Source organism: Streptomyces sp. NPDC059452, assembly GCF_042750035.1.
Lineage (GTDB): Bacteria > Actinomycetota > Actinomycetes > Streptomycetales > Streptomycetaceae > Streptomyces.
In genome coordinates this window covers 158,437-185,070 of record NZ_JBHYVE010000002.1, presented here as the reverse complement: position 1 = coordinate 185,070, position 26,634 = coordinate 158,437, and the positions used below count along the sequence as shown (strand labels likewise).

At 71.6% G+C, this 26,634-nt stretch carries 23 protein-coding genes; 14 read left to right on the top strand and 9 right to left on the bottom strand.

The window, feature by feature from the left end:
• Window positions 1-43 precede the first annotated feature (43 nt).
• On the bottom strand, window positions 44-979 hold the full coding sequence (locus ACFW9Z_RS03805) for a hypothetical protein (RefSeq protein WP_384633860.1): 936 nt from the start codon (window positions 977-979) through the stop codon (window positions 44-46).
• 728 nt (window positions 980-1,707) lie between these two features.
• Here ACFW9Z_RS03805 and ACFW9Z_RS03800 point away from each other — a divergent pair.
• Window positions 1,708-3,444 carry a chitinase gene (locus ACFW9Z_RS03800; protein ID WP_384633857.1) on the top strand — a complete coding sequence of 579 codons (1,737 nt, stop codon included), beginning with the start codon at window positions 1,708-1,710 and terminating at the stop codon, window positions 3,442-3,444.
• A gap of 102 nt (window positions 3,445-3,546) precedes the next feature.
• On the opposite strand, the gene ACFW9Z_RS03795 is transcribed toward ACFW9Z_RS03800, so the two are convergent.
• On the bottom strand, window positions 3,547-4,848 hold the full coding sequence (locus ACFW9Z_RS03795) for an Nramp family divalent metal transporter (RefSeq protein ID WP_384633854.1): 1,302 nt from the start codon (window positions 4,846-4,848) through the stop codon (window positions 3,547-3,549).
• 158 nt (window positions 4,849-5,006) lie between these two features.
• Here ACFW9Z_RS03795 and ACFW9Z_RS03790 point away from each other — a divergent pair, with 158 nt between their 5' ends.
• The 3 genes from ACFW9Z_RS03790 to ACFW9Z_RS03780 all read left to right on the top strand — a co-directional run bounded on the left by ACFW9Z_RS03790 (window position 5,007) and on the right by ACFW9Z_RS03780 (window position 6,865).
• A complete protein-coding gene (locus tag ACFW9Z_RS03790) occupies window positions 5,007-5,261 on the top strand; it encodes a type II toxin-antitoxin system Phd/YefM family antitoxin (protein ID WP_384633851.1) in 255 nt (84 codons plus the stop codon).
• Window positions 5,261-5,635: a type II toxin-antitoxin system VapC family toxin gene (locus tag ACFW9Z_RS03785; protein WP_384633848.1), complete on the top strand. Its 375-nt coding sequence runs from the start codon at window positions 5,261-5,263 to the stop codon at window positions 5,633-5,635. Before ACFW9Z_RS03790 ends, ACFW9Z_RS03785 begins: the two co-directional genes overlap by 1 nt.
• A 153-nt stretch (window positions 5,636-5,788) precedes the next feature.
• Window positions 5,789-6,865 carry a class I SAM-dependent methyltransferase gene (locus ACFW9Z_RS03780; protein ID WP_384633846.1) on the top strand — a complete coding sequence of 359 codons (1,077 nt, stop codon included), beginning with the start codon at window positions 5,789-5,791 and terminating at the stop codon, window positions 6,863-6,865.
• A gap of 49 nt (window positions 6,866-6,914) precedes the next feature.
• On the opposite strand, the gene ACFW9Z_RS03775 is transcribed toward ACFW9Z_RS03780, so the two are convergent.
• Genes ACFW9Z_RS03775 through ACFW9Z_RS03765 form a run of 3 tightly spaced genes read right to left on the bottom strand, consistent with a single transcriptional unit; the run spans window position 6,915 to window position 9,329 of the window.
• Window positions 6,915-7,325 (bottom strand): RidA family protein, encoded by a 411-nt coding sequence (locus ACFW9Z_RS03775; RefSeq protein WP_384633843.1) that lies wholly within the window; start codon window positions 7,323-7,325, stop codon window positions 6,915-6,917.
• Window positions 7,326-7,332: 7 nt separating this feature from the next.
• Complete coding sequence (locus ACFW9Z_RS03770; RefSeq protein ID WP_384633840.1) at window positions 7,333-8,097, bottom strand: IclR family transcriptional regulator; 765 nt, start codon at window positions 8,095-8,097, stop codon at window positions 7,333-7,335.
• Complete coding sequence (locus tag ACFW9Z_RS03765; protein ID WP_384633837.1) at window positions 8,094-9,329, bottom strand: sugar kinase; 1,236 nt, start codon at window positions 9,327-9,329, stop codon at window positions 8,094-8,096. Before ACFW9Z_RS03765 ends, ACFW9Z_RS03770 begins: the two co-directional genes overlap by 4 nt.
• A gap of 115 nt (window positions 9,330-9,444) precedes the next feature.
• Here ACFW9Z_RS03765 and ACFW9Z_RS03760 point away from each other — a divergent pair, with 115 nt between their 5' ends.
• Window positions 9,445-10,902, top strand: a complete 1,458-nt coding sequence (locus ACFW9Z_RS03760; RefSeq protein ID WP_384633834.1) for an alanine racemase — start codon at window positions 9,445-9,447, stop codon at window positions 10,900-10,902.
• A gap of 38 nt (window positions 10,903-10,940) precedes the next feature.
• Window positions 10,941-12,566, top strand: a complete 1,626-nt coding sequence (locus ACFW9Z_RS03755) for an amidohydrolase family protein (protein ID WP_384634600.1) — start codon at window positions 10,941-10,943, stop codon at window positions 12,564-12,566.
• Window positions 12,567-12,703: 137 nt separating this feature from the next.
• Here ACFW9Z_RS03755 and ACFW9Z_RS03750 read toward each other — a convergent pair whose 3' ends face one another.
• Complete coding sequence (locus ACFW9Z_RS03750; protein ID WP_384633831.1) at window positions 12,704-13,570, bottom strand: siderophore-interacting protein; 867 nt, start codon at window positions 13,568-13,570, stop codon at window positions 12,704-12,706.
• 90 nt (window positions 13,571-13,660) lie between these two features.
• On the opposite strand from ACFW9Z_RS03750, the gene ACFW9Z_RS03745 reads away from it, so the two are divergent.
• Window positions 13,661-14,518: a TetR/AcrR family transcriptional regulator gene (locus ACFW9Z_RS03745; protein ID WP_384633828.1), complete on the top strand. Its 858-nt coding sequence runs from the start codon at window positions 13,661-13,663 to the stop codon at window positions 14,516-14,518.
• 209 nt (window positions 14,519-14,727) lie between these two features.
• Here ACFW9Z_RS03745 and ACFW9Z_RS03740 read toward each other — a convergent pair whose 3' ends face one another.
• Window positions 14,728-15,993 carry an RNA-guided endonuclease InsQ/TnpB family protein gene (locus ACFW9Z_RS03740; RefSeq protein ID WP_384634598.1) on the bottom strand — a complete coding sequence of 422 codons (1,266 nt, stop codon included), beginning with the start codon at window positions 15,991-15,993 and terminating at the stop codon, window positions 14,728-14,730.
• Window positions 15,994-16,285: 292 nt separating this feature from the next.
• Window positions 16,286-16,633 carry a hypothetical protein gene (locus ACFW9Z_RS03735; protein WP_384633825.1) on the bottom strand — a complete coding sequence of 116 codons (348 nt, stop codon included), beginning with the start codon at window positions 16,631-16,633 and terminating at the stop codon, window positions 16,286-16,288.
• A gap of 369 nt (window positions 16,634-17,002) precedes the next feature.
• Between ACFW9Z_RS03735 and ACFW9Z_RS03730 the strand changes: the two genes are divergently transcribed.
• The 3 genes from ACFW9Z_RS03730 (at window position 17,003) to ACFW9Z_RS03720 (ending at window position 19,807) form a co-directional block, all read left to right on the top strand.
• Complete coding sequence (locus tag ACFW9Z_RS03730; RefSeq protein ID WP_384634595.1) at window positions 17,003-17,695, top strand: arylamine N-acetyltransferase; 693 nt, start codon at window positions 17,003-17,005, stop codon at window positions 17,693-17,695.
• A gap of 309 nt (window positions 17,696-18,004) precedes the next feature.
• Complete coding sequence (locus ACFW9Z_RS03725; RefSeq protein WP_384633822.1) at window positions 18,005-19,216, top strand: pyridoxal phosphate-dependent aminotransferase; 1,212 nt, start codon at window positions 18,005-18,007, stop codon at window positions 19,214-19,216.
• A gap of 183 nt (window positions 19,217-19,399) precedes the next feature.
• Complete coding sequence (locus ACFW9Z_RS03720) at window positions 19,400-19,807, top strand: hypothetical protein (RefSeq protein ID WP_384633819.1); 408 nt, start codon at window positions 19,400-19,402, stop codon at window positions 19,805-19,807.
• A gap of 189 nt (window positions 19,808-19,996) precedes the next feature.
• Here the strand turns inward: ACFW9Z_RS03720 and ACFW9Z_RS03715 are convergent, their stop codons facing one another.
• Window positions 19,997-21,334: a hypothetical protein gene (locus ACFW9Z_RS03715; RefSeq protein ID WP_384633816.1), complete on the bottom strand. Its 1,338-nt coding sequence runs from the start codon at window positions 21,332-21,334 to the stop codon at window positions 19,997-19,999.
• Between the two features lie 233 nt (window positions 21,335-21,567).
• Between ACFW9Z_RS03715 and ACFW9Z_RS03710 the strand changes: the two genes are divergently transcribed.
• The 4 genes from ACFW9Z_RS03710 (at window position 21,568) to ACFW9Z_RS03695 (ending at window position 26,426) form a co-directional block, all read left to right on the top strand.
• Window positions 21,568-22,707 (top strand): hypothetical protein, encoded by a 1,140-nt coding sequence (locus tag ACFW9Z_RS03710; protein WP_384634592.1) that lies wholly within the window; start codon window positions 21,568-21,570, stop codon window positions 22,705-22,707.
• Between the two features lie 140 nt (window positions 22,708-22,847).
• The gene (locus tag ACFW9Z_RS03705) at window positions 22,848-24,071 is read left to right on the top strand and encodes a toxic anion resistance protein (protein WP_384633813.1); all 1,224 of its coding nucleotides are present in this window, start codon (window positions 22,848-22,850) and stop codon (window positions 24,069-24,071) included.
• A complete protein-coding gene (locus tag ACFW9Z_RS03700; protein ID WP_384633810.1) occupies window positions 24,068-25,807 on the top strand; it encodes a substrate-binding domain-containing protein in 1,740 nt (579 codons plus the stop codon). The genes ACFW9Z_RS03705 and ACFW9Z_RS03700 overlap by 4 nt, the downstream gene beginning before the upstream one ends.
• Complete coding sequence (locus ACFW9Z_RS03695; RefSeq protein WP_384633807.1) at window positions 25,794-26,426, top strand: hypothetical protein; 633 nt, start codon at window positions 25,794-25,796, stop codon at window positions 26,424-26,426. Before ACFW9Z_RS03700 ends, ACFW9Z_RS03695 begins: the two co-directional genes overlap by 14 nt.
• Window positions 26,427-26,634 lie beyond the last annotated feature (208 nt).

The following is a 26,634-nucleotide window of genomic DNA, read 5'->3' as shown; positions in this document are numbered from 1 at the left end:
CGGGCCGGGGGCCGGGCTCGCCCGGGCCGGTGGTCGCGGGCGTCTAGGGACCGGAGAGCTCCCCGGCGCCCAGTTGGAGGGGACCGGCGGAGGGCGTTCGGTTCTCGATGGCGGCGAGGGGGGCGCGCGGTGCGGCGAGGGGCGAGGCGAGCGGGGTGGCGGGGGGAGCGGCAAGCGGCGCGGTGAGCGGGGCGGAGCAGAAGGCGCAGCGGTCACCGATGAGCTCCATCGCGCACCAGTGACACCTCTCCCGCCGTACGGAGGCGACCAGTTGGTACAGCATGGAGATGTCCGGGAGGTGGGCGGCGAACTCCACCAGCTTTCCCGTGCCCCACCAGCGCGGGGAGTCGGCGGGAAGGGCCGTCTCGTGCACGGCCTGGACCTGCCAGGCGGGTGCGAGGGTCTCCTGCACCCACTCCGACGGCAACGGGCCCTTGGCCAGCAGGAGATGCGTACGGAACTTCGGCCCGGCCAGCGGTTCGGCGGCCGGGCCCACCTTGACGAGCTGCGGTTCGGGACCGGCGAGTACGGCGAACTGGGAGCCGGGCACCCAGGACTTGGCGTGGCTCTTGAGGCCGACCGGGACCCGGTCGAGCTTGGCCACCGAGTTGAGCACGGCACCCGCGTAGATGTAGTGCGACAGCAGCCGGGCGGCGGAGGCGATCACCCCGGGGCTGAAGTCGCAGATGGACAACTGCCGTAACTGGCGCACCAGTACGGCGACGCCGAGCGGCGGCAGATCCACCTTGACCAGGGCGATCCGGTCGCTCTCCAGGACCGAGCGGATGGCGTGGAGGCGGCGCTCGTGCTCGGGGCGGATGCCGGACGGGTAGAGGGCGATCACGTATCCGTGCTGTTCGAGCAGCAGGTGCATATCGCCGATCGCCTGTTCCAGGGCCTGGGCTTCGGGGGCCTGGAGCAGGGCCGCGGTCGGTGTCTGCTGATCGGTGGGCGGCAGCACCAGATCTGCACTCGTCACTGCTATCGCGGTCGGCACGCTCTTCCCCGTTCGGCTCCGGCCGCCGTCGAGACGTCGGCCGCAATCGCTCCTGCTCCGTGCTCCTGCATCAGCACTTTAGCCACGTCTCACCAGGCAGAGAACAGTTATCGAGGACCAGTGCGTCATCATGCGAGCACCGTTCGTACGGGGGTCGGGTGGCAAACAGGACCAAATCGATTCCACCCCCCGTACGTACCACTGCGGAGCGTCACCGAACCCGCCATCCGGAATTCGGTCACGCCGCCATTCCCGCACCTCAAGGCGGATACGGGCGCGTACCGGATCATTTCGGCGGACGGTTCTCGTCACGGTACGAAGACCTTCCGCAAGATCACCCGTGGGGGTGGCGGAGGGCGGGCGGCGGGTCATCTCCCGGTAAACAAACTCGGTACCAGGGCCCCACCGACGCCTCGCGGGCAGCCCCGTGACCTCCCGCGAGCACGGATACGTGCCCCGACGGAAGAACTTTCCGAACTCCCTTTCGCTGCCAGAGGTCTTGACAACTTGATTGGTCTGGACCAGTTTATCCGCCAGCGGTGGCCACCGCTTCGGCTCCACCCGCTCCACACGTTCCGCCGCCCCGTCCGTCCCGGCTCCTCCACGCGGCCCTTCCCCATCCCCGCCGCCGCGCACCCGATCCGTCCGGCACGCCCGCACCACACCCGCCACCCCCGCCACGCACCACCAACTCCCCCACGGAGGCTCACGTGCAACGCTCCGCAGGCAGCAGAAGACGCAGAAGGCACCACGCCCGGCCGTTCCTCGGCGGCGCGGTGGCCGTCATCTCGGCCGCTGCCCTGACCGTCACCGGACTCGTCTCCACCGCCCAGGCCGCCGACGTCAACAACGCCAAGAACGCCGGCTTCGAGTCGGGGCTCGCCAACTGGTCCTGTTCCGGGGGCAGCGGGACCACCGTCTCCTCCCCCGTGCGCAGCGGCACGTCCGCGCTGAAGGCCACCCCGGCCGGCCACGACAACGCCAAGTGCTCGCAGACCGTGGCCGTGAAGCCCAACTCGACGTACGCGCTGAGCTCCTGGGTGCAGGGCGGTTACGCCTACCTCGGCGTGACCGGCAGCGGAACGACCGACGTCTCCACCTGGACGCCGGGCTCCACCACCTGGACCAAGCTCTCCACCAGCTTCCGGACCGGCGCCAACACCACGTCGGTGACCGTCTACACCCACGGCTGGTACGGGCAGGCCGCCTACTTCGCCGACGACATCGAGGTGACGGGCCCCGACGGCGGGGGCGGCGACGGCCCCGGCCCCGACCCGGTCGTCCCGGCAGCCCCCGCCGGTCTCACCGCGGGCGCCACAACGACCTCCTCCATCGCCCTCTCCTGGAACGCGGTGTCGGGCGCCACGGGCTACAAGGTGTACCGGGACGGTGTGCAGGCCACCACCTCCACCGGGACCTCGGCGACCGTCACGGGGCTGGCCGCCGACACGGCGTACCAGTTCACGGTGAGCGCCACCAACGCGGCCGGTGAGTCGGTCAAGTCCGCCGCCGTCACCGCCCGTACGGCCAAGCCCGGTACGGGTCCCGGCCCCGGCCCCGCCGTGCCCAAGCACGCGGTGACCGGCTACTGGCAGAACTTCAACAACGGCGCGGCCGTCCAGAAGCTCACCGATGTGCCGGCCGACTACGACATCATCGCGGTCTCCTTCGCGGACGCCACGCCGACGCGGGGCGCGGTGACCTTCAACCTCGACACGGCCGGGCTGAACGGCTACACGGACGCCCAGTTCCGGGCGGACATCAAGACCAAGCAGGCCCAGGGCAAGAACATCATCATCTCCATCGGCGGCGAACTGGGCACGGTCCGGGTCGACAACGACGCCGCCGCCACCGCGTTCGCCGACTCGGTGTACGCGCTGATGCAGGACTACGGCTTCAACGGCGTCGACATCGACCTGGAGAACGGCCTCAACGCCACGTACATGACGAAGGCACTGCGCCAGCTGTCAGCGAAGGCGGGCCCCGGGCTGGTCCTCACGATGGCCCCGCAGACCATCGACATGCAGACGACGTCGGCCGACTACTTCAGGACGGCGCTCAACGTCAAGGACATCCTGACCGTCGTCAACATGCAGTACTACAACAGCGGTTCGATGCTCGGCTGCGACGGCAAGGTCTACCACCAGGGCTCGGTGGACTTCCTCACCGCGCTCGCCTGCATCCAGCTGGAGAACGGCCTCGACCCGTCCCAGGTCGGCATCGGCGTCCCGGCCTCCACCCGGGGTGCGGGCAGCGGTTACGTGGCCCCGTCGGTCGTGAACGCCGCCCTGGACTGCCTCACCAGGGGCACCAACTGCGGCTCCTTCAAGCCGTCCAAGACCTACCCGTCGCTCCGCGGTGCGATGACCTGGTCGACCAACTGGGACGCGACGGCCGGCAACGCCTGGTCGAAGGCGGTCGGCCCGCACGTCCGCAACCTGCCGTAACCCTCCCGCTCCCACCCCAGCCACCCCCCGAACCCGCAGCGCCGCCGCTCCCCCGGCGGCGCTGCCGCGTTCTCCGGGCCGACGTCCGTAACGGTCCCGGCATCACCAGGGCAGTTCGCGCACCTGCTGGACGCACAGCACGACGAACAACAGCCCTGCCAGGGCCAGCATCCCATTGCTGACCCATCCGTTGCGCCATTCCCCGGGCGTACGGGAGGAGTTGAGCAGCCAGAGCAGGGTCAGGGCGAGGAACGGCATGAAGAACGCGCCGAGCACCCCGTACGCGATGACCAGGCCGAAGGGTTCGTCCAGCCAGAGCAGCGTCATCGGCGGGAAGGTCAGCCAGAGGAGGTACGCGCGGAAGGGCCGGGAACGCTGCTGACGGTCGACGGTCTCCGGGCCCGCGTGCTCCTTCTGCCGGTCCTCCGGAATGCGGAACCGCTCCACGAAGTCGGCGAACATCAGGCTCACCCCGTGCCAGACGCCGATCAGCGACGAGAACGAGGTGGCGAAGAAGCCGACCAGGAAGAGCGTGGCGGTCGACGGACCGAAGCGGTCCTCCAGCACCTTGCCCAGGTCGATCAGCCCGCGGTCGCCGGAGGTGAGGGCGATCTGCGAGGCGTGCAACAACTCGGCACCGACGATCAGCATCGCGACGACGAAGACGCCCGTAGTGAGATAGGCGACCCGGTTGTCGAGCCGCATCACCTTCATCCAGGAGGAGTTGCTCCAGCCTTTCGCGTTGACCCAGTACCCGTACGCCGCGACGGTGATCGTGCCGCCGACGCCACCGATCAGCCCGAGGGTGTAGAGCAGCGAACCGTCCGGCAGTACGGGGACGAGCCCGGCGAACGAGGCCCCCATGTCCGGCACCACCCGGGCGGCCACGTACACAACCACCACGAACATGATCCCGACCAGCACCGTCATGACCTTCTCGAAGACGGCGTACCGGTTGAACCAGACGAAGGCCAGCCCGGTCAGCCCGGTCAGGATCGCCCAGAACTTCAGCCCCGGTCCGTCCGGGAAGAGCGCCACGATGGGCAGGGCGCTGGAGGACATGGCGGTCGCGCCGTAGAGGAAACCCCAGATGACGACGTAGATCGCGAAGTAGACGGTCGTCCACGCGCCGAGGCTGCGCCAGCCGTCGAAGAGTGTGCGCCCGGTCGCCAGATGCCAGCGCCCGGCCGCCTCCGCGAGCGAGATCTTGACGAGGCAGCCGATCACCGCCGCCCACATGAGCGTGTACCCGAACTTGCTGCCCGCGACGAGCGTCGCGACCAGGTCACCGGCCCCGACCCCGGTCGCCGCGACGACGATGCCGGGGCCGATGTACTTCCAGCTGGACTTACGTGGTCGGGAGGCCGGCTCCCCTGTCTCCGTGGTTGCGCTTGTCTCCGCCATGCCGATCAAGGAAGCGCAAACGGCGGGGCGGCACAAGGGGGCGTGCGCGGGATCGGGGGGCGGGCGCGCCAGATGTTGGCCATAGTTGGCGTGAGGTAGCCTTAGTTAGCCTTAGTCCAGTACTTAGTCCATCCCTTCTCGCCCTTGGTGAGGCAGCCGTGGAAGCAGCCCGTCAATACAACACGCAATACAACGTGCACGAAGCCAAAACGCACTTCTCCCGGATCCTGGAGCAGGTAGCCACCGGCGAGGAGGTCGTCATCAGCAAGGCCGGCGAGCCGGTCGCCAAGGTGGTGCCGCTACGTCCGAAGGTCCGGCGGACCGGGCGGGGGTCGCTGGCGGGGCGCATCCACATCGCGGACGACTTCGACGAGCTGCCCGACGACATCGCCGACGCCTTCGGGATGCGCTGATGCGTCTCCTGCTCGACACACACGTGATCCTCTGGTGGCTCGGGGACTCCGACGAGCTCACCGACCAGGTCAAGGACCTCCTGGACACGGAACCCTCGGTACACCTCAGTGCGGTCTCCGCGTGGGAGATCGCCATCAAACAGTCCTTGGGAAAACTGGACGGGCCGGCCGATCTGGCCGAGCGTGTGCGCGACAGCCAGTTCACCGCCCTGCCGATCACCGCAGGACACGGAGTGCGGGCGGGCAGACTGCCCGCTCTGCACCGCGACCCCTTCGACCGGATACTGGTCGCCCAGGCGCAGACCGAGGGAATGACCATCGTCACCCGCGACAAGTGGATCCCCCGGTACGACGTCCCGGTCATGACGGTCTGAACGGCCCGGCTGTCGTTGGGGCACGCCGCACAGGGCGGCGTAGTGTTTGAAGAGGGGCATATCGGCCGGCAGTGCGCGCGGCGGATATGGAGGGGCGCTGTTCCGGTGGCGCGCTGTTCCAGTGGCGCGCTGTGGGCTTCCGAAGGAGGCGCCATGACTCAGCAGACGGTGGACCCGGTCCGGCAGGAGGAGTTCGCGGGCCGGATGGTGCAGGTGCTCGACGATGCCTGCCTGGGGTATCTGTGCAGCATCGGGCACCGGACGCGGCTGTTCGACGTGATGGCGCGGTTGCCTGCGTCGACCAGTGGGCAGATCGCCGGGGCCGCGGGGCTGGACGAGCGGTATGTGCGTGAGTGGCTGGGCGGGGTGACCGTGGGCGGGATCGTCGTGTACGAGCCGGAGGACCGTACGTACCGGCTGCCGGCCGAGCACGCCGCCTCCCTGTGCCGGGCCGCGGGGCCCGACAACCTGGCCTCCTTCCTGCAGAACCTCGCGCTGATCGGGCTCGTCGAGGACGAGGTGGCCGCCGCGTTCCGGGACGGGGGCGGGGTGCCGTACTCCTCGTATCCGAAGTTCCAGGAGCTCCAGGCGGAGGAGACGGCACGGGTGTACGACGCCGCTCTCGTCAACACGATCGTTCCGCTGGTGGCCGGGCTGCCGGAGCGGCTGGGCACGGGCGGCGGGCTGGATGTGCTCGACATCGGTACGGGGCAGGGGCACGCCGTCAATCTGCTCGCGCGGGCGTTCCCGGCCAGCCGGTTCCTCGGGGTGGACCTGTCGGAGGGCGGTATCGCGGCGGCCCGGGCCGAGGCGGCGGCGCTGGGCCTGCGCAACGTGCGGTTCGACCGGGCGGACGCGGCCTCGGTGACCGGACCGTACGACCTGGTCACCGCCTTCGACGTGATCCACGACCTGGCCCGCCCGGCGGAGGCCCTGGCGGCCGTGGCCGGGGCGCTGCGGGACGACGGGGTGTTCCTGATGGGGGACATCGCGGCCTCCAGCCTGCTGGAGGAAAACCTCGACCACCCGCTGGGGCCCGCGCTCTACACCTTCTCGGTCTTCTACTGCATGACCGTCTCGCTGGGCGAGGGTGGCGCGGGGCTGGGGACCGTATGGGGGCGGCAGACCGCGCTACGGATGCTGGAGGAGGCGGGGTTCGGGGAGGTCGCCGTGCGCGAGGTGGAGGGCGACATCCTGAACGTCTACTACGTGGCCCGGAAGGGGAGTTGATGGCCCGACCGGTCCTCCCCGGGCCGTTCCGCCGGGGAGGACCGTCAGCTCAGCTCAGCACCGCGAGCGCGTCGATCTCGATCAGCAGGCCCTTGGGCAGGCCGACGTAGACCGTCGTCCGCGCCGAGGGGGCCTCCTTGAGGTTCTGCTCGGCGAAGTACGCGTTGTAGATCTCGTTCATCTCCGCGAAGTGGTCCACGTCCGTGAGGTAGACGCGCATCATCATCACGTCGTCCCAGCTCGCGCCGCCCTCCTCCAGGATCGCCTTGACGTTGGCGAAGGTCTGGAGGGTCTGCTCGCGCAGGGTGGGGCCGGCCGTGGTCGGGGCCTGGCCCTCCACCGCCGGGAGGAAGCCGACCTGGCCGGCGACCTGGAGGATGTTCCCCTTCTTCACGCCGTGCGAGAACTTCGCGGGCGGCGCGGTGTGGGTGGAGGGGGTGAGCGCGATCTTCTCGGTCATGGCTGAATCAGACTTTCTTGGGTCGGTTGGTGCCGGATCCGGAGTACTCCCGGCTGATCGTCTCGGCGGTGCGCCGGACCAGCGGGAGCAGGGTGAGGAGTTCCTCGGCCGTCACGACCACGTTCGGTGCGGAGACCGACATGGCCGCGACGACCCGCCCGTCCGCGCCCCGGATGGGGGCGCCGATGCAGTTGATGGACTCCTCGTGGCCACCGAGGTCGGTGGCCCAGCCCTGTTCGCGGACGACGGCCAGCTCCTTGAGGAAGGCGGCCGCGTTCGGCGTCGAACGGGACGTGTACATGGGGTAGTCGAGCTTCTCGGCGATGGTGCGCCGCTCGGGCTCGGTGAGGTCGGCGAGCAGCAGCTTGGCCACGGCCGCGACGGTGATCGCGACGGGTTTGCCGATCCGTGAGTACATCCGGACCGGGTAGCGGCTCTCGACCTTGTCGATGTAGAGGACCTCCTGCTCCTCGTAGACCGCGAGGTGCACGGTGTGCCCGCACCGGTCGTTCAGCTCGACCAGGTGGGGGTGGGCGATCTCGCGTACGTCGAGGTTCTCGACGGCCTCCTGCGCGAGCGCGAAGAGCCGGGCGCCGAGGCGGTAGCGCTGGTCCTGCTGGCGGTAGACGAGCCCGTGCTCGTGGAGCGTACGCAGCAGGCGCAGCGCCGTGGACTTGTGGACGCCGAGCCGCTCGGCGACCTGGCCGAGGTCGGCGGGGCCCTGGGCGAGCAGCGGCAGGATGCTGAGCGCCCGGTCGACGGTCTGGCTCATGGCGTACGTACCTCCTCGGGGGCCCGGTCGGCTGCCGTCCAGCCGGGGCCGAGACGAAGTCTCCCCCAGGCGCCATCGTCGAGGGCGACGAGGTGGTCGGCGTGGTCGCGGGCGGGCGGCGGGTCGGCGAGGTCGCCGGGCACGGTGAGGGCGGCGGCGGCCATCAGGTGCCCGTGCCGGACCCGGTCCCGTACGGGCAGACCGCGCAGGGTGGCGGAGAGGAACCCGGCGGCGAACGCGTCCCCGGCCCCGACGGCGGCGACGACGTCGACGCGGAGGGCGGGGACGGTGGTGACGGTGTCGGCGCGGAGGGCGGGGACGGTGGTGACGGTGTCGGCGTCTCCCGCCCCGACGGCGCTCTCGGCCCCGCCGCCTTCCGTGGAGCGCATGGCCGGGGCATCTTCGCCCCCTCCGCCCTCCGTGGAGCGCGCGCCCGGGGCGTTCTCAGCCTCAGCCCCTCCGGCGTTCGAGGAGTGGGGTCCGGGGCGGCGCCCCGAGAACACCGTCGCCCCCGCGCTCCCCCGCTTCACCACCACCACGGACGGCTCCGGCAGCGCCGCCCGGACCGCCTCCGCGCCCACGATCCCCCACGCCGCCTCCGCCTCGTCCTCCCCCACGAACACCAGGTCGGCGCGGCGGGCCAGCTCCAGCAGCACCGACGCGTCCCCGTCCCGCCACAGACGCGGGCGGTGGTTCACGTCGAACGAGACCAGCGGACGGCCGGGCCGGGGCGCGGTGAGGTCCCGCAGCAGCGCCCGGCAGTCGGCCGACAGCGCCGCCGTGATCCCGGACAGGTGCAGCACACGCCCCGCGAGGACCTTCTCGTACGGCACGTTCTCCGGCGACATCGCGGACGCCGCCGACCCCGCCCGGTAGTACGCCACCTCGTGCGCGTCGGCCCCCCGGTCCGCCGCCGTACGGAAGTAGATGCCGGTGGGGCGGACCGGGTCCCGGCGGACGGCCGATGTGTCGACCCCGTACCCGGCGATCGCCGCGACCAGGTGGTCGCCGAAGCCGTCCGACCCGACCCGCCCCACCCAGGCCGCCCGGTGCCCGGCGGCGGCGAGCGCGCAGGCCACGTTGGACTCGGCGCCCCCGATCCCGCGTCCGAAGGAGGGCACATCGGCGAGGCGGCCGGGCTGCGAGGGCAGGAACGTCACCATGGACTCACCGAGACAGACGACGTCGGTGGTCGTGGCGGCGCGGGCCGTCCCTGCTGCGGGTCCGGGCACTGAAGGCTCCTCGCTGATCGGCGTGCGGGCCGGTGGTCGGTCACCATGGATGCCGCCGGTCACCCATTGACCGGGCATCGGCTCGGATGTTAGACAGCGTCGAGCGATATGCGCAATGGCTGTTGCGCATGATGCAACAGACTTCGAGGAGCTTCCCTTGGCAGCTGACAGCCCCACCGGCCCTTCCGCATCCGGCCCCACGCGCGAGGCCGCCGCCGCCCGCGCCGGAAAGCCCGCCGACGCCCGCGCCGGAACAGCGTCCGCAGCCCGCGCCGGGAACCCTGCCGCCACCGCCCGCGCCGCGAAACTGGCCGCCGCTCTCGCCGAGGAGCGCGTCGACCACCGCTTCAAGGCGCTGCCGCCCGACGCCGAGGGCCTGACCGTCTCCACCCTGGCCGCCGAGCGCCGCAACCTCTTCACCGGCGGGTTCACCACCCCCGTCCTCGCCCTCTCCGCCGAGTCGGTCGAGCACAACCTCGCCGTCCTGGAGGCGTACGCGGAGCGCCACGGCCTCGCCTTCGCCCCGCACGGCAAGACCTCGATGTCCCCGCAGCTCTTCGCGGACCAGCTCAGGCGCGGCGCGTGGGGCATCACGGCCGCCGTGCCGCACCAGGCCCGCGTCTACCGCGCGTACGGGATCGAGCGGATCTTCCTCGCCAACGAACTGGTCGACCCGGTCGCGCTGCGCTGGCTGGCCGGTGAGCTGAGCGCCGACCCGGAGTTCCGCTTCGTCTGTTACGTCGACTCCGTGCGTGGGGTCGAGCTGATGGAGGAGGCCCTGAGCGCGGCGGGCGCCACCCGCCCCGTCGACGTGGTCGTGGAGCTCGGCGCGGGCGAGGGCGCGCGCACCGGGGCCCGGACCGAGGCCGACTGCGCGGCGGTGGCCGACGCGGTGGCGGCGGCCGGTTCGCTGCGCCTGGTGGGCGTGGCCGGGTACGAGGGCGAGGTGCCGGACGCCGATCCGGAGCGCGTAGGTGCGTGGCTGCGGCGGCTCGTCGCGCTCGCGGCCTCCTTCGACGGCGAGAAGCGGTTCGCCGGGGCCGAGGAGATCGTGATCAGCGCGGGCGGCAGCGCCTGGTTCGACACGGTCGCGGACGTCTTCGCGGAGATCCCCGAACTCACGCTCCCGGTCCTCAAGTTGCTCCGCTCCGGCGCGTACGTGTCCCACGACGACGGGCACTACAAGCACCTCACCCCCTTCAACCGGGTCCCGGAAGAAGGTGCGTTGGAGCCCGCCTTCCGCCTCTGGGCCCAGGTGGTCTCCCGCCCGACCGGCGAGCAGGCGTTCCTGAACGCGGGCAAGCGGGACGCCGCGTACGACCTCCATCTCCCCGAGGCGCAGGTGGTCCGCTCCGCCCGGGACGGATCGGTCCGCCCGGCCACCGGGATCACGGTCACCGGCCTCTCCGACCAGCACACCTGGGTGCGTACGGAGGCGGGGGCCGAGCTGGAGGTGGGCGACTGGGTCGGCATGGGCCTCTCGCACCCCTGCACCAGCTTCGACAAGTGGCAGCTGATCCCGCTGGTGGAGGCGGACGGCACGGTCGGCGACTACATCCGCACCTTCTTCTGAGCCGTTCCGCTTCCCCCTCCGAAAGGCCACCCATGGACATGGACCTGGTCCTGCGCGACGCGCTCGTCGTCGACGGCACCGGCGGGCCCTCCTGCCGCGCCGATGTGGCGGTCACCGGCGGCCGGATCGCCGGGATCCACCGCGAGGGCTCCCCCGGCCCCCGCCCCACCGCCCCCCGCACCGTGGACGCGGACGGCCTCGCGCTGGCCCCCGGCTTCATCGACATGCACGCCCACAGCGATCTGGCGCTGCTGCGCGACCCGGACCACAGCGCGAAGGCGGCGCAGGGCGTCACGCTCGAAGTGCTGGGCCAGGACGGCCTGTCGTACGCCCCCGTCGACGACCGCACGCTGGCCGAGGTCCGGCGCTCCATCACCGGCTGGAACGGCGACGGCTCCGACATCGACTTCGACTGGCGCACCGTCGGCGGCTATCTGGACCGTCTGGACCGCAACTTCGGCGGCGAGGGCATCGCGGTGAACGCCGCCTACCTGATCCCGCAGGGCACGGTCCGGATGTACGCCGCCGGATGGGACGACCGCCCCGCCACCGAAGCCGAACTGGCCCGGATGAAGGAGCTGGTGGACCAGGGCATGCGGGAGGGCGCGGTCGGCATGTCGTCCGGGCTGACCTATACCCCCGGGATGTACGCGGACGACGCCGAACTCACCGAACTCTGCCGGGTGGTGGCCCACCACGGCGGCTACTACTGCCCGCACCACCGCAGTTACGGGGCCGGGGCCCTCGAAGCGTACGAGGAGATGGTCCAGCTCGCCCGGAAGGCGGGCTGCGCCCTCCATCTCGCCCACGCCACCATGAACTTCGGCGTGAACAAGGGCCGGGCGCCGGACCTCCTGGCCCTGCTCGACAGCGCACTCACCGCCGGGGCCGACATCTCGCTCGACACCTACCCGTACACCCCGGGCTGCACAACGCTCGTGGCGCTACTGCCGAGTTGGGCGAGCGAGGGCGGACCGGAGCCGACCCTCACCCGGCTCGCGGACGCGGGGAGCGCGGAGAGGATACGGCACCACCTGGAGGTGATCGGCTCGGACGGCTGCCACGGGGTGCCGATCGCCTGGGACACCATCGAGGTCTCCGGCGTCGGCGCGCCCCACCTGGACACGTATGTGGGCCGTACGGTGGCGGAGTCGGCCCAACTGCTGGGCGAGGAGCCCTGGGTGACCGCGCGGCGGCTGCTCACCGAGGACCGGCTCGGGACGACGATCCTCCAGCACGTGGGCCATGAGGAGAACGTCCGGCAGATCATGCGCCACCCCGTGCACACGGGCGGCAGCGACGGCATCCTCCAGGGCGACAAGCCGCACCCGAGGGCGTACGGCACGTTCCCGCAGTATCTGGGCCGGTACGTCAGGGAGTTGGGCATCCTCTCGCTGGAGGAGTGCGTGGCCCACCTGACCTCGCGCCCGGCGGCCCGGCTGCGGCTGGCGGACCGGGGCCTGGTGCGCGAGGGCTACCGCGCGGACCTCGTGCTCTTCGACCCGGAGACGGTGGCGGCGGGCTCCACCTTCGAGCAGCCGCGCACGCTGCCGGTGGGCATCCCGCACGTGCTGATCGACGGCCGGTTCGTGATCGAGGACGGCAGGCGGACGTCGGTCCTCGCGGGCCGGGCGGTGCGGGGAGCGGGGGCAGGGTCCGCCTGAAGGGCTCTCTGCTCATCGGCAGGGTCCACCTGAAGGCTCTTTGCTCATCGACAGGGTCCGCCTGAGCGCTCTTGGCGCGTCACGAGGCGTCCGCCGCACGGGAGTGCCCACAAAAGCGCCCACCACCCGAAAGCTCCTTACGAGGCGTCCGCCGCCCGCTCCGCCGCCCAGGCCAGGTCCTCCTCGGTCGGGGCGTCGTCCTGGGTGAGCGCGCGCCGCCAGTAGCCACTGAACTCGACTGCCGCCTTGGGCAGTTGATGCTCATCCACCAGATGGCGGCGGAGCGCCCGGACGGCCGAGGCCTCGCCCGCCACCCAGGCCGCGTCCACCCCGTCGAGGGCCGGACCGGCCTCCCGTACGGCCGCCACCAGCGAGCCGCCCCGGTCCCGGTGCACCCAGTGCACCTCGACCCCTCCGGCGGTGGGCGGCAGCTCCCGCTCCTCCGCCGCGTCCGCCACCTCCGCGTACACGAGCGCCCCGGTCGCGGCAGGCAGCGCCTCCAGCACCGTGGCGATGGCGGGGAGCGCCGTCTCGTCCCCGGCGAGGAGCAGCCGCGCCGCTTCCGGCAGCGGGCGGGCGTAGAGGGACGACGGGCCGACCATGCCGAGTACGTCACCGGGGCGGGCGGCCGCACCCCAGCGCGCGGCGGGCCCGCCGTTGCCGTGGAGGTCGCCGTGGAGCACGAAGTCGACGGCCATCGCGTTGTACCGGCGGTCGTAGGAGCGGATGGTGAAGCTGCGCATCCAGGGCCGCCGCGCCTCCGGAATCGCGAGGAACGCCTCGTACCAGCGCATGCCGTACGCGTCCTCGGCACTCTGCTCCGGCAGCAGCCCCTCCGCCACGCTCCGCCCCTCGCGCGGCAGGCACAGCTTCATCTGCTGGTCGGGGCGGTCCTCCAGGAGGCGGGGCAGCGCGTCCCCGGTGAAGGTGACCCTGGCCGTGCGCGGGGTGATCCGCTCGACCCCGGTGACCCGCACATGGCTGACCGGCATGACCTGACCCATGGGCCGAACACCCTCTCCCTGATACCTTTACGACGTAAAGCATTCTCGGATTACCCGGGCGAAGTTACTTTATGGCGTAAGGAGTCGCAAGTGGTGGTCTTTGCCGGGCAGGGTGACGCCCGCCGCTCCCTCTCCCTGCTCTGGCGCGCGGAGGTCGCCGCCCCGCCGCGCGGCGGCCCCGGACCCAAGCCCCGGCTGAGCGTGGACGCCATCGTGGCGGCGGCCGTGGCGGTCGCGGACGAGGAGGGCATGGCGGCCCTGTCGATGCGGGCGGTCGGGGACCGGCTGGGCCGGACCGCGATGGCGCTCTACACCCACGTACCCGGCAAGAGCGAGCTGCTGGACCTGATGTACGACGCGGTGCACGCCGAACTCCCCTCCACGTACCCGGAGTCGGACTCGACCCCGGACCCGGCCCCGGACCCGGAGTCGGGCTCGGGGTCGGGCGACTGGCGGGTGCCGCTCACCGCGTGGGCCGGGGAGGTCCTGGAGTTCTACGTCCGCCACCCCTGGGTGCTCCAGGTCTCGCAGGCCCGTCCGGTGCTGGGGCCGCACGAGTACGCCAACCTGGACACGCTCGTCCGCCTGCTCGGCGCGACCGGGCTGGACGCGCGGACGGTGCGGCGGCTGGTGGGGACGCTGTTCCCGCTGGTGCAGGGCTCGGCGCGGACGGTGGCGGACGCGCGACGGGCAGCGGCGGCGACCGGGAGCTCCGACGAGGAGTGGTGGGCGGCCCGCTCGGCGGCCCTCACGGAGCTGGTCCCGGACTTCGCGGAGCGCTTCCCGGCGGTGGTCGGGCTGGAGCGGGAGGGGGCGCCGGAGCCGTACCCGGAAGGCGGCGCAAAGGACATGCTGCCTTATCCGGAGCGGGAGGCGCGGGAGACGTTCCGGGTGGGGCTCGGGGTGCTGCTGGACGGGATCGACGCGGCGCGCGCCGGGCGGCCCTGAGGCCGCGAGCCTCACGGCCTTGAGGTGGTCAGGCCCACCCGGCGCGCATCTACTACGAGGCAGGTGCGGCTACGGCTGGGGCGACCCACAGCTCCAGCGCCTTTGTGCTGTAGGTGCTTTCGATCTGCTTGCTCGCTCGTAGGGCCCGTAGTCGTAGGTGGAGGTGAGCTCTTGAAGTGCTCTCCCAGTTGAAACCGGGAGATTCCTGCTTACCTCGCGGTAGCGGGCTTGACGCGTTTGGCGCGCCTGACGACTGCCCTCCCGGCAGCCGGGATGAGCGGGAGGCCCATCCGGTACAGGTGCAAGACATTTCGCGCCGCGTTGTGGTCGGCGTTGCCCGACCAGCCGCAGTCCGGGTTCTTGCACACGAACACGGCCTGGCTCTCCCGGTTGCCGGGCGTGGTGAAGCCGCATGCCGAGCAGCGTTGGGAGGTGCCGGGGGCAGGGACCTTGTGCAGGGTGCCGCCGAGCCGGGCGGTCTTGTACGTCAGCATGGTGACCGTGCGGCCCCACGCCTCCCCGCTGATGGAGCGGTTCAGCCCAGTTTTCTGGCCAACGTTCTTTCCCGGCTCGTCGGCCGTTCCTCTGGCGGACTTGACCATGTTCGTGATGGTGAGTGCTTCGACCACGACGGTGCCGTAGGTGCGGGCGATGGCGGTGGTCGTGCGGTGCTGCCAGTCGAGTGCTCTGCGCTTGGCTTTCGCACGGAGTCCTGCGATCAGGTCGTAGGTGTGATGCAGTCGGCGGCTGGTCGGCTCGCCGGGCTTGCGGTGCTGCTTACGCTGAGCGGCGCGCTGTTCCAGGTGCAGGAGCTTGGCCTCTTCCTTGCCGGTCAGCCAGGCTCCGTGCTCATGCGTTTCGCCGTCCGAGAGAGCGATGGGCACGGTGATGCCCACGTCGATGCCGACCTCCGGCCCCTGGTGGGGCGCGGGCGGGGCTTGCAGGGTCTGGACACGGAAGGCGATGTGCCAGCCGAGAACGTCCCTGATCAGCCGTGCCCCGGTGATCCGGTTTCCCTCGTTGGCGTACTTGCCCACGGGCAGGTCTCCGGTCCACCGGAAGCGGACCCGGCCCACTTTGGGAATGTTGACCATGCCCCAGCGTCGGTGTACGCGGGTGATGTTCAGGTCCCGGCCCTGCGGGATGTCCACGGACATCACCGTGCGGAGGCGGCCCTTGAACTTCGGGGTGTCGGCGCGGCCTTCCCAGCAGTTCTTCCACGCCGCGAAGTACGCCTTGAGTACCGCTTGCGCGGCCTGCGCGGGCAGGACAGCGAGAAAGCCGATGTCCTGGCGGGCCTGCCGGATCGCGGCATCCGCGCGTGCAAGAGTCCGCTTTTCCCTAGGCATCATCTGCCACCAGGCATGCAGCAGGTTCCACATGGTGCGTGCCGCGTGCGCCTGATCATCCACCGCGCGAACCGCGGCAGGCGACAGCACAAGCCGGGCTCGATGCCCGAACTGCCGCTTGACCATGGCGCCTTGGCTCACGACCGAGACCATAGCGGTGGTTCATGTCACCGCGCTGAAACGCTGACCCTAGTGCCAGAAAAGGTGGCCATGTTGTCCACAACCTTCACATTCACTTGGCCTTCGTCATCAAATAGGGCCGGAGAACTTCCAGCTTGACATGCGCGGGATGGCCCAGATGTCAGGCCATCACACGGCGCCGATTCCCGCCACGGAGGCCGCGCCCGCCCGTACCGGGCCCGCCGGTCCGCACCCGGGCCCGCCGCTCCAGGCCGGTGGCTCGGCCCGGCCCGGTGGCTCAGGCCTGCCCGGCCGACGCCTGCTCGGCTGCCGCCGCCTCCTTCGCGTACGTCACCGCCTGCCGCAGCGAGAGGGCCGGTTCGGCCTGGCGCAGGGCCTTGATGGCTTCCAGCGAGTCCGCCGGGCCCGCGTACCCGGCGGCGTCCAGGTGCCGGCGCACCCACCGGCCCCGCAGTTCCCCGTCCGGGCGCTCGGCCGCCTCTTCGACCAGGGCGAGGGCGCGTTCGAGACCGGGGCGCTCGGCGTCCGTGGCGGTCTTCAGCGCGTGGCGGAGGGAGGTGACGGCATCGGGCGCGTCCCGGAGGACGATGACGTCGACGGGCTGCGGCTTCCTGAACAGGCTCATGGGGGCGCCCCTTCCCCGGATCATGCGGTCTGCACCTCAGTTGAGGAAGATCTGAGCCGGTCACCCGGAACGGCCCGTCGGCACGAAGCCCCCCGGACGCCCGGAACGGCACGCACGCCCGAAGCCCCAGTCCGGCCGAAGCCCCGGCCAAGCCTCCGTCCGCCCACAGTCCCGGTCCCTTCGGCGGAGGGCACATCACCCCGCGGCCTGAGGCGCGTCCGCACCCCGGCTGCGTACGGTCGGTGCATGACGACACTCGACCTCGACGCCTACTTCACCCGGATCGGCTGGACCGGAGAGCCCCGCCCCACACTGGAGGTGCTGCGGTCGCTGCACCGCGCCCACTCCCTGGGCATCCCCTTCGAGAACCTGGAACCGCTGCTCGGCTCGGCCCCCTCGCTGAACCTCGCTGACCTGGAGGCCAAGCTCGTCCGCGGTGGGCGTGGCGGCTACTGCTACGAGCACAACACCCTCTTCTGGACCGCCCTCAAGCAGATCGGCTTCGCCGTCACCCCGCTGACCGCCCGGGTGGTACTGGGGGCCGCGCCGGGCGACATCCGGCCGCGTACGCACATGCTCCTGAAGGTGGACGTGACCGGCGAGCCGCACCCGTACGTGGTGGACGTCGGCTTCGGCTCCATCGGCGCGCTGCTGGAACCGATCGAGCTGCGGGAGGGCGCCGAGGTGTCCGACACCCCGCGCCACCACCGCCTGGTCCACGCCCCGCACGACGGGCCGCTGGAGCTGTGGGAGCTGCAGGCCGAGCACAGCGGGGCCTGGGAGCCGCAGTACTCCTTCACGCTGGAGCCGTACGAGGCACCGGACTACGAGATGATCAACTGGCACGTGGCGACCAACCCGCGCTCACCGTTCCGGCAGGCGGTGTACGCGCGGCGCACCCTGCCCGGCTCCCATCTGGCGCTCTCCGGGCCGGACCTGGTGGAGACGGCCGACGACGGCACGATCAAGGAGCGGCTGCTGTCGGGGCCCGACGAGGCGCTCCAGGTGCTCCGGGACGACTTCGGCATCGACCTCCCCGAGGGCACCCGGCTGCCGGAGTGACCTCCGAGGGACCCGGCTGCCGGAGTGCCCCCGCCCGGGTGACGGGCGCCCCGCCGCACCCGCCCCGTCACCCGCGCCCTTCCCCGGCCCCCCGCCCCCACCTCCACTCCCGCGTGGCGCATCTCACCCGGCCGACCGGCCCACGCCCCATTCCAAGCCGCGACGCCGCCCCGACCGGCCGTTCCCACGGTGCGGGGCCGGGGCCGCCATGTCGATGGAAGCCGGAGCGCGGCGGCCGGCGGGCCGCGAGGCCGCGAGAACGGCGGATTCTCCGCGCACCGCGCGAAACGCGGCCGTAAGCTCGCGGACATGCAGGTCATCCAGTCCACCAAGCTCGCCAATGTCTGTTACGAGATCCGGGGCCCCGTCCTGGAGGAAGCGATGCGGCTCGAAGCGGCCGGTCAGCGCATCCTCAAGCTCAACACGGGCAACCCGGCCGCGTTCGGGTTCGAATGCCCGCCGGAGATCCTCGAAGACATCCTCCGGAACCTCGCGGGCGCGCACGGATACGGGGACGCGAAGGGCCTGCTGTCGGCGCGGCGCGCGGTGGTGCAGCACTACCAGACCAAGGGCATCGACCTCGACGTCGAGGACATCTACCTCGGCAACGGCGTCTCCGAGCTGATCCAGATGTCGATGCAGGCGCTGCTCGACGACGGCGACGAGGTCCTCGTACCGGCTCCGGACTACCCCCTGTGGACCGCCTCCGTCTCGCTGGCCGGGGGGACGGCCGTGCACTACCGGTGCGACGAGCAGGCCGACTGGATGCCGGACCTCGCGGACATCGAGCGGAAGATCACCGACCGTACCAAGGCCCTGGCGATCATCAACCCGAACAATCCGACCGGTGCGGTGTACGACGACGAGATGCTGCGCGGTCTCACCGAGATCGCCCGGCGCCACAACCTGATCGTCTGCTCCGACGAGATCTACGACCGCATCCTGTACGACGGCGCCACCCACACCCCGACGGCGACGCTCGCCCCGGACCTGATGGTGCTGACGTTCAACGGGCTCTCGAAGAACTACCGGGTGGCCGGTTACCGCTCCGGCTGGCTGGCGGTCTGCGGCCCGAAGGCGCACGCCACCTCGTACATCGAGGGGCTGACGATCCTCGCCAACATGCGGCTCTGCGCCAACATGCCCTCCCAGCACGCGGTGGCCACCGCGCTCGGCGGACGGCAGTCGATCGAGGACCTGGTGCTGCCGGGGGGCCGGATCCTGGAGCAGCGGGACGTGGCGTACGACCTGCTGACCTCCATCCCCGGGGTGACCTGCGTGAAGCCGAAGGGGGCGCTGTACCTCTTCCCCCGGCTCGACCCCAAGGTCTACAAGATCAAGGACGACCGGCAGATGGTCCTGGACCTGCTGCGGGCCGAGAAGATCATGGTCGTGCAGGGTACGGGGTTCAACTGGCCGGAGCCCGACCACTTCCGGGTGGTGACGCTGCCCGCGACCGAGGAGCTGACGGACGCCATGACCCGGATCGGCTCGTTCCTGGACGGCTACAGCCAGCCGTAGGGGGCGGGAAGGCGGGAACAGCCAACGGCGGGAACAGCCCACAGCGGGAACAGCCAACGGCAGGAGCAGTCCACGGCTCGAACAGTCACGGACAGCCGTGGGGCGACCACACCACCGGACCTGGCTCAACTTTAGACTGAATCCAATGTAGGATGGATACCCAGCATCACCGGGAGGCCATCCATGTACGAGCCGATCCGCACCCCATCGGTCCACACCTCGGCCGACGACGCGGACTTTCCGCACCGCAGCCGCGAGGAGGAGCTGGACATCCAGCTCGCGGGACATCTGGCCGCACTCCTCGCGGTCACCGACGAACTCGGCCTCCGCCCGGCGGGCGACCGTATCGCCGAGCAGGTGGCGCGGCTGCGCGGCGCCCCGCCCGCCCGGCACGCCGCCCTGACCGACGCCACCCCGGCGTCCCTGCACCGCCGCGCCCACGCGCTGGCGGGCCGCGCGCTGCTGGTGGCCGCGTCCCGCGCCGACACGACCGCCGCCATCCTCTCCGCGCAGCGGATGGACGCCCACACCGAGGCCCTCGCCTCCACCGCCGACACCGCCCCCTCCGGGCGACTGGTCGGCGCCCACTGACGGCCCCGGTCCGCGTGCCGCCTCGGCGCGCGGACCGGGCGCCACGGCCTCGTAGGCGTACGGGCTCGTCCGCGTACGGGCTTCTCTGTGCACGCGCTTCTCTGTGCAGGGGCTTCTCTGTGCAGGGGCTTCTCTATGTACGCGCCCGGGTCAGCTGCTCCTACGTACGCGCGTACGCGCCCCCCGGGGTCAGTCCGCGTCCTCGTCCATTTCCCCCAGGCAGCGCATGGCCTGCCGGAAGTCGTCGAGAGCGGGCCCGAACTCCTTGGTCACGGCCCAAAGGGCCGACCGGTCGATCAGCGCCTCGGCCAAGACCGGCGTTCCCTCGGCCGGACGGTGCCGGGCCAGGCGGCGGGCCAGCTCCACCCCTTCGTCGAACAGGCCCCGCACCCGGTCCGCGAACAGATGGGTGCGGCGCTCCCAGTAGACGGCGGAGCGTACGGTCAGGACCCGGTGCAGCCGGACCAGTTCGGCCAGGTACCCGTCCGGGTCCTCGGCCGCCCGCGCGACGAGGGCGTCCACCTCTTCGCGCAGGGCGGTACGGCTGTCGAAGTAGCGCTGCCGGACATCGGGGGACCAGCCCCCGGGATCCGCTCCCAGGGGCGGACGCGCCCCGCCGGACACCGGCCGCTCGCTGTCGGCGCCCGAGAGCGGCAGCAGAACCGCCCAGAAGGATGTCTGATAGCCGCTCCAGGACCTGCGCTCACCGGTCGCGGCCAGCTCCGTCAGCACGGCGTGCGCCTCCTGCCGTACGGCGGCCGCCCGGTCACCCCGGCCCCAGGTGCCGAGCATCCGCGCGTACCCGATCAGCGCGTAGAGGTGGCAGGCCATCGGGCCCCGGTCCGCCGCCGCCTCGGCCGCCTCCATGTCGACGAGCGTCCCGAACGCGGCGAGCGCCTCATCCGAGCGGCCGGCTTCATGGAGAGCACCGATCCACTCCAGGAGCGACCAGGCGAGCGTGCCTTCACGGGGCCCGTCCGGCAGGATCGCCGCGACCAGCTCGGTCAGGGCATCGGCCGCCTCACCACAGCGGCCCTCCTCGGAGAGTCCGGCCGCCCACACGCCCAGCCCCTTGACCGCCGACCCTCCGGTCCGTGCTGCCTGCGCCCGGCCGACGGCGAGCATCTCCGCGCGCAGGGCGAGCCCTTCGGAGCGCCGGCCCAGTTCGTACAGGCCTTTCTGGCACGAGTCGAGTGCCTGGTACAGGAGATCCGCGCGGGCGGGTTCGGCCGGGTCGACGGCCCGCGCCGCGACCACCGCTTCCTCGCGCAACGCGAGGCAGGCCGCCTGTCGTTGACGCGCAGTGGCCGCGGAGTCGTCGCCCCTGCGGGGGGCTGAGCCGTAGCCCGGCTCGTAGCTCAGGCTCAGCAGAGCACCGACCAGGCGGGGCAGGTAGGGAGCGGGGCTGACCTGGGCCAGCACCCGGTAGGCGTCGACTTCTTCGTACGGAGTGCGGCGTCCCGATGCGAGCAGGATGGCCTGTGCCCGCACGATGTCGTCCTGATCGACTGTCCCCGAGGTATCCATGACGGAGATTCTGGGTGTCCCCGAGAGGGCCGGACAAGCGTTGCGGACTGTGCCATCCGTCCTACGAAAACCCCCTCTGACCTGTCATGATGGTTGTGTCATCGCTTCTTCGGCAGCAGGTGCCCTCCCCGCCCTCCGCCACGGACCGGGGCCCCTCCGGCACGGGCCGGGCCCCCTCCGTTGCGTACTGGGATGGCCCCTTCATCTGCCGTCCACCCAACTCCGCCTGGAATGTGGGCTTCCGCGAGCACGCTGCACAGGTGAGACGCATCGTGGGAATCGTCCTGGCGGTCCTGTTGATCGGCGGCGTGACAGCAGCCGTCGTGGCAGGCCGCGACAGCAAGGGCAGCAACGGCAGCGGTGGCACGGCAGCGACGACCGTGCGAGGGGTGATCGGGTCGGAGAAGGCGGAGTTCTTCGCCGATCCCGACACCGTGAAGGCCCTCGCCGCCCAGGGGCTGACCGTCAGGGCCGAGACATCGGGCTCCTGGGCGATGGACCAACTCGCCCTAGAGGGACAGGACTTCGCCTTTCCCGGCTCGAAGGCACCGGCCGATGAGCTACGCCGCAAGTCCGGCATCGAGGGCGGCCCGCTACGACCCTTCTACTCACCGCTCGTGGTCGTCGCGCACCGCAACGCGGCCGAGGTCCTCGCGGCCAACGGGCTCGTCCGGCTGAGGGCGAACGACGACTCGAAGTTCGCCACCCGGGGCACGCTCCTCATGGGCCCCTACCTGAAGGCGGCCAAGGCGGACCGGACCTGGCAGCAGCTCGAAGGGGCGTCCGGTCAGGCCGAGTTGAGCGGAACGGTCTTCATCACGAGCACCGACCCCGTCTCGTCCAACTCCGGCGCCCTCTACCTCGCCGCCGCCTCCTACGTGGCCGACGGCGGGCGGGTGGCGGCGGACCAGGCCGCCGTGGACCGGACGGCCGCTCTGCTGCGGAAGCTCGTCCAGGTCCAGGGCGCCCAGCAGACCAGCAGCGACGCCCCGTTCCGCGACTTCATCAGCGGGGTCGGCAACCCTCTCGTCCTCGTCTACGAGTCGCAGGTGGCCTCCCTGCTGGTCCACAACCAACAGCAGGAGATCGGGGACCTCGTGGTCCTCTACCCGGACACCACGGTCTCCAGCGACCACACCCTCGTCCCTCTGACCGCCGAGGGGCGGCGGCTGGGCGAACTGCTCTCCACCGACCCCCGGCTGCGGGAACTCGCGGTACGGCACGGCTTCCGACCGCAGGGCGCCGCGGCCGAGTTCACCGCCGCCACGGCGGCCCACACCGACTACATCGACCAGGGGCTGACCGGCGTACGACAGGCGCCCGTGCCCACCGCCGAGGTGCTGCGCACGATGGCCCGCCGGGCCCGCGGCTGACGACACCCGCCACCGCTCCCTGATCGGACCTGATCCACCCCGATCCGATCCGATCCAGCCTGATCCGGCCTAATCCGGCCTGACTCCAGCCCGATCCGGCCCGATCCGAACGACAGGCCCTAGCCCAGGAGACCTCAGCCATGCCCCAGGACCCCAGACATCAGTACGCGAGACCGCAGGAGGAGGTGAGCCAGGAGGGCACCACCCCGCTCGTGCTCACCCCGCCCGAGCCCGTCGCCCCCGTCCGCACCGAGCAGGCCGCCGGTCTCGTCCCGGTCGAGGACGCGGTGCGCGAGGAGATGGTCCGGCGGGCCGAGGAGTACGTGGGCTCGCTCGCCGGACTCGACGCCCGCTCACCGGAGTTCACCGCCCGGATCGGCGAGATCACCGCGCTCGGCCAGGGCGACATCCGCAGCGCCGCCCAGCAGTCCAACCGGATGCTGGACCGCACGGTCCGCTCGCTGGCCTCCGGCGAGGGCGACGCACCGTCCCGGGTCGGGGCCTCGCTGGTCGAGCTCCGGCGCACCGTCCAGGACCTCGACCCGGGCGACACCCCGGGGCGCGGTCCCCGTCGGCTGCTGGCGAAGCTGCCCGGCGCCAACCGGTTCCGCGACCACGTGGCGAAGTACGCCTCCGCACAAGGCACTTTGAACCGCATCGTCGGCTCGCTCCGCAGCGGCCAGGACGAACTGAGCCGCGACAACGCCGCGTTGCACACCGAACGCACCCGGCTCTGGGAGTCCATGGGCAAACTCCAGGAGTACGCAGTCCTCACCGAGGCCCTGGACGGAGTCGTGGCCCGCCGGATCGCGGACACCGAGGCCACCGACCCCGTACGGGCCGACGCGCTGCGGGCCGACGTCCTCTTCCCCGTACGGCAGAAACACCAGGACCTGCTGACCCAACTCGCCGTCTGCGCCCAGGGATACCTGGCCATGGACGTCGTACGGCGCAACAACGAGGAGCTGATCAAGGGCGTCGACCGGGCCGCGACCACCACGGTCTCCGCGCTCCGGATCGCCGTGACGCTCGCCTCGGCGCTGGAGAACCAGCGGCGGGTGACCGAACAGGTGCAGGTACTGCGCTCCACCACGGAGGGCCTGATCCGGGGCAACGCGGAGATGCTGGCCACCCAGAGCGGCGAGATCCAGCGCATCGCGGCCGATCCGGCGGTGGGCGCGGAGACGCTGCGTACGGCGTTCCAGCAGATCTACCGGACGCTGGACGCCATCGACACGTACAAGGTGCAGGCGACGGAGTCGATGGCCGCCACCGTCGAGTCGCTGACCGCCGAACTCCAGGAGGCAGGGGCCAGGCTGGACCGCAGCCGCAGCGCAGGCGCCCTGGACGGCGGCCTCGGATGAGCCGCCTCCCGCAGGCCGGGGCGGTGGCGGCCCGCAGACTCCGGCGTACCCTCGCTCCCCTGCTCGCCGCCGCAGTCCTCCTCCCGCTCGCCGCCTGTACGACGCAACCGGCCGGTCCCGAAGGGGAGTCCGGCGACGACGGGAAGCCGCGCGAGGGCACGGTACGGGTCCTCGCCTCCAGCGAACTCGCCGATATGAAGCCCCTGTTGGAGGAGGCCCGCAAAGCCACCGGGATCACTGTGCGGCCCACCTGGACCGGCACCCTGGACGCCGTCGAGCGACTGGCGTCGGGGAAGGCGGACGGGGCGTACGACGCGGTGTGGCTGTCGTCCAACGACTATCTGCGCCTGAACCCGGAGGCCGCCCGCCGCGTCACCTCCGAGACCCCGCTGATGACCTCGCCGGTCGCCCTCGGAGTGCGGCCCGCGACGGTGAAGCGGCTCGGCTGGGACCCGGAGCAGGTGAGCTGGGCCCAGGTCCACCGGGCGGTCGAATCCGGGAAGCTGACGTACGGGATGACCGACCCCAAGCGCTCGAACTCCGGTTTCTCCGCCCTGATTTCGGTGGCGTCCGGGCTCTCCGGCGCCCAGGCGGCCCTCACCGACGCCGACGTCCGCGCGGCGAGCCCGAAGCTGAAGGAGTTCTTCGCGGGGCAGCGGCTGACCTCCGGCTCCTCGGGCTGGCTGGCCTCCGCGTACGCCCGGCGCTCCACGGTGGACGCGCTGATCAACTACGAGTCGGTACTGCTCTCGCTGAACCGGGACAGCGACAGGGACAGGGACAGTGCCACCGGCACTGACGGCGGCACCGAGACCGGAACCAGCACCGGCACCGGCACCGGCACCGGCACTGACGGCGGTACTGACAGCGGCACCGGCACCGGCACCAACCTCACAGTCATCCGCCCTCGCGACGGGGTGGTCACCGCCGACTATCCGCTCTCCACCCTCGCCGCCGCCGCGCCCGCCGCCAAGGACGCGGTACGGGCCCTCACCGAGCACCTCCGCTCCCCCGCCGTACAGCGCGAGATCACCGCGCAGACCCTGCGCCGCCCGGTCGTCGCCTCCGCGCGCCCCGCCGAACCGCTCTCGCCCGAGGCCCGGCGCGAACTGCCCTTCCCCGGCTCGCGATCGGTCGCCGACGGGCTGCTCTCCGCGTACGAGCACCAGCTCAGGCGCCCCTCGCGGACCGTGTATGTCCTGGACACCTCGGGGTCGATGCGGGGCAAGCGGCTGGAGCAGCTGAAGGCCGCCCTCACCGGGCTGACCGGCGACTTCCGGCAGCGCGAGGAGGTCACCCTGCTGCCGTTCGGCACCTCGGTGAAGCAGGTCCGCACCCACACCGTCGATCCGGCCGACCCGAAGGCCGCACCCGCCGCGATCCGGGTGGACGCCGCCGCGCTGACCGCCGAGGGGGAGACCGCGATCTACTCGTCCCTCTCCGCCGCCTACGACCACCTCGGGCCGGACACCGAGTCCGCGTTCACCTCCATCGTGCTGATGACGGACGGCGAGAACACGGCGGGCCGTTCGGCGGCCGACTTCACCACGTTCTACCGGTCCCTGCCGTCCGCCCGGCAGGCCACCCCGGTCTTCCCGGTCGTGTTCGGCGACTCCGACCGCTCCGAACTGGACCGGATCGCCGAACTGACCGGCGGCCGGCTCTTCGACGGGACGAAGGAGCACGGGCCGGGCTCGCTGGACGGGGCGTTCGAGGAGATCCGTGGCTACCAGTAGGTCCGGAACAAGGGTGGCGGGGGTGGCGGGCCGGGCGCTCGCCTACCTCGAATCGGCCAAGAACCTCACCGGCAGCGCGGCCGCCCTGGGCGGGCTCGCCCTCACCTTCGCCGGGTTCGCGGGCACGTACTGGCCGGTGGTGGTCGCCGGGCTGTACGGCGCGGGCGCCCTGATCGCGCCGCCGACACGTCCGCCCGCCCCGGATTTCCCGGACGACCCGTCCTCGCAACTGTCCTCGCTACGGGCCGACTTGACGACCCTGCGGGAGTATCTGGACCAGGTGGACCTGCCGCCCGCCGCGACGAAGCGGATCGGCGCCCTCACGAAGCTGCTGGACGGGCTGCTGGAGCCCGGCTGGGTGTCGCAGGCGCTGGCCCAGGACCCGGAGGGCGTCCACGTACTGGCCCGTGCGGTGCACCGGGACCTTCCGGAGTCCGTCGACGCCTTCGTACGGACCCGGTGGTGGACGCGGATGGCGCCGGGCCAGCAGGACCCGGAGGAGCAGTTGGAGCGTCAACTGTCCGTGCTGCAACGGGAGGTGGAGGCGCTGGTGGCGGGGTTGCGGGAGGCGGAGGAGATCCGCCAGCAGAGCCATACGCGGTATCTGGAGGACCGGTAGGCCCAACGGCGGGCAGAAGGGACGGCCCCCGGAACCGTGAGGGGGTTCCGGGGGCCGGCAGGGCGTCCTTGGTCGGGGACTCCCTGAGGGGGCCGTCGTCTCCGACAGCCCCCGGTCCGCGGCGGGTCGTCGTACCCACAGGTCAGGGCGGATGTCCGATGGACCCGGCCGCGGAGTCACCACGGGACCAGGCCCCGCACGAGCTCAA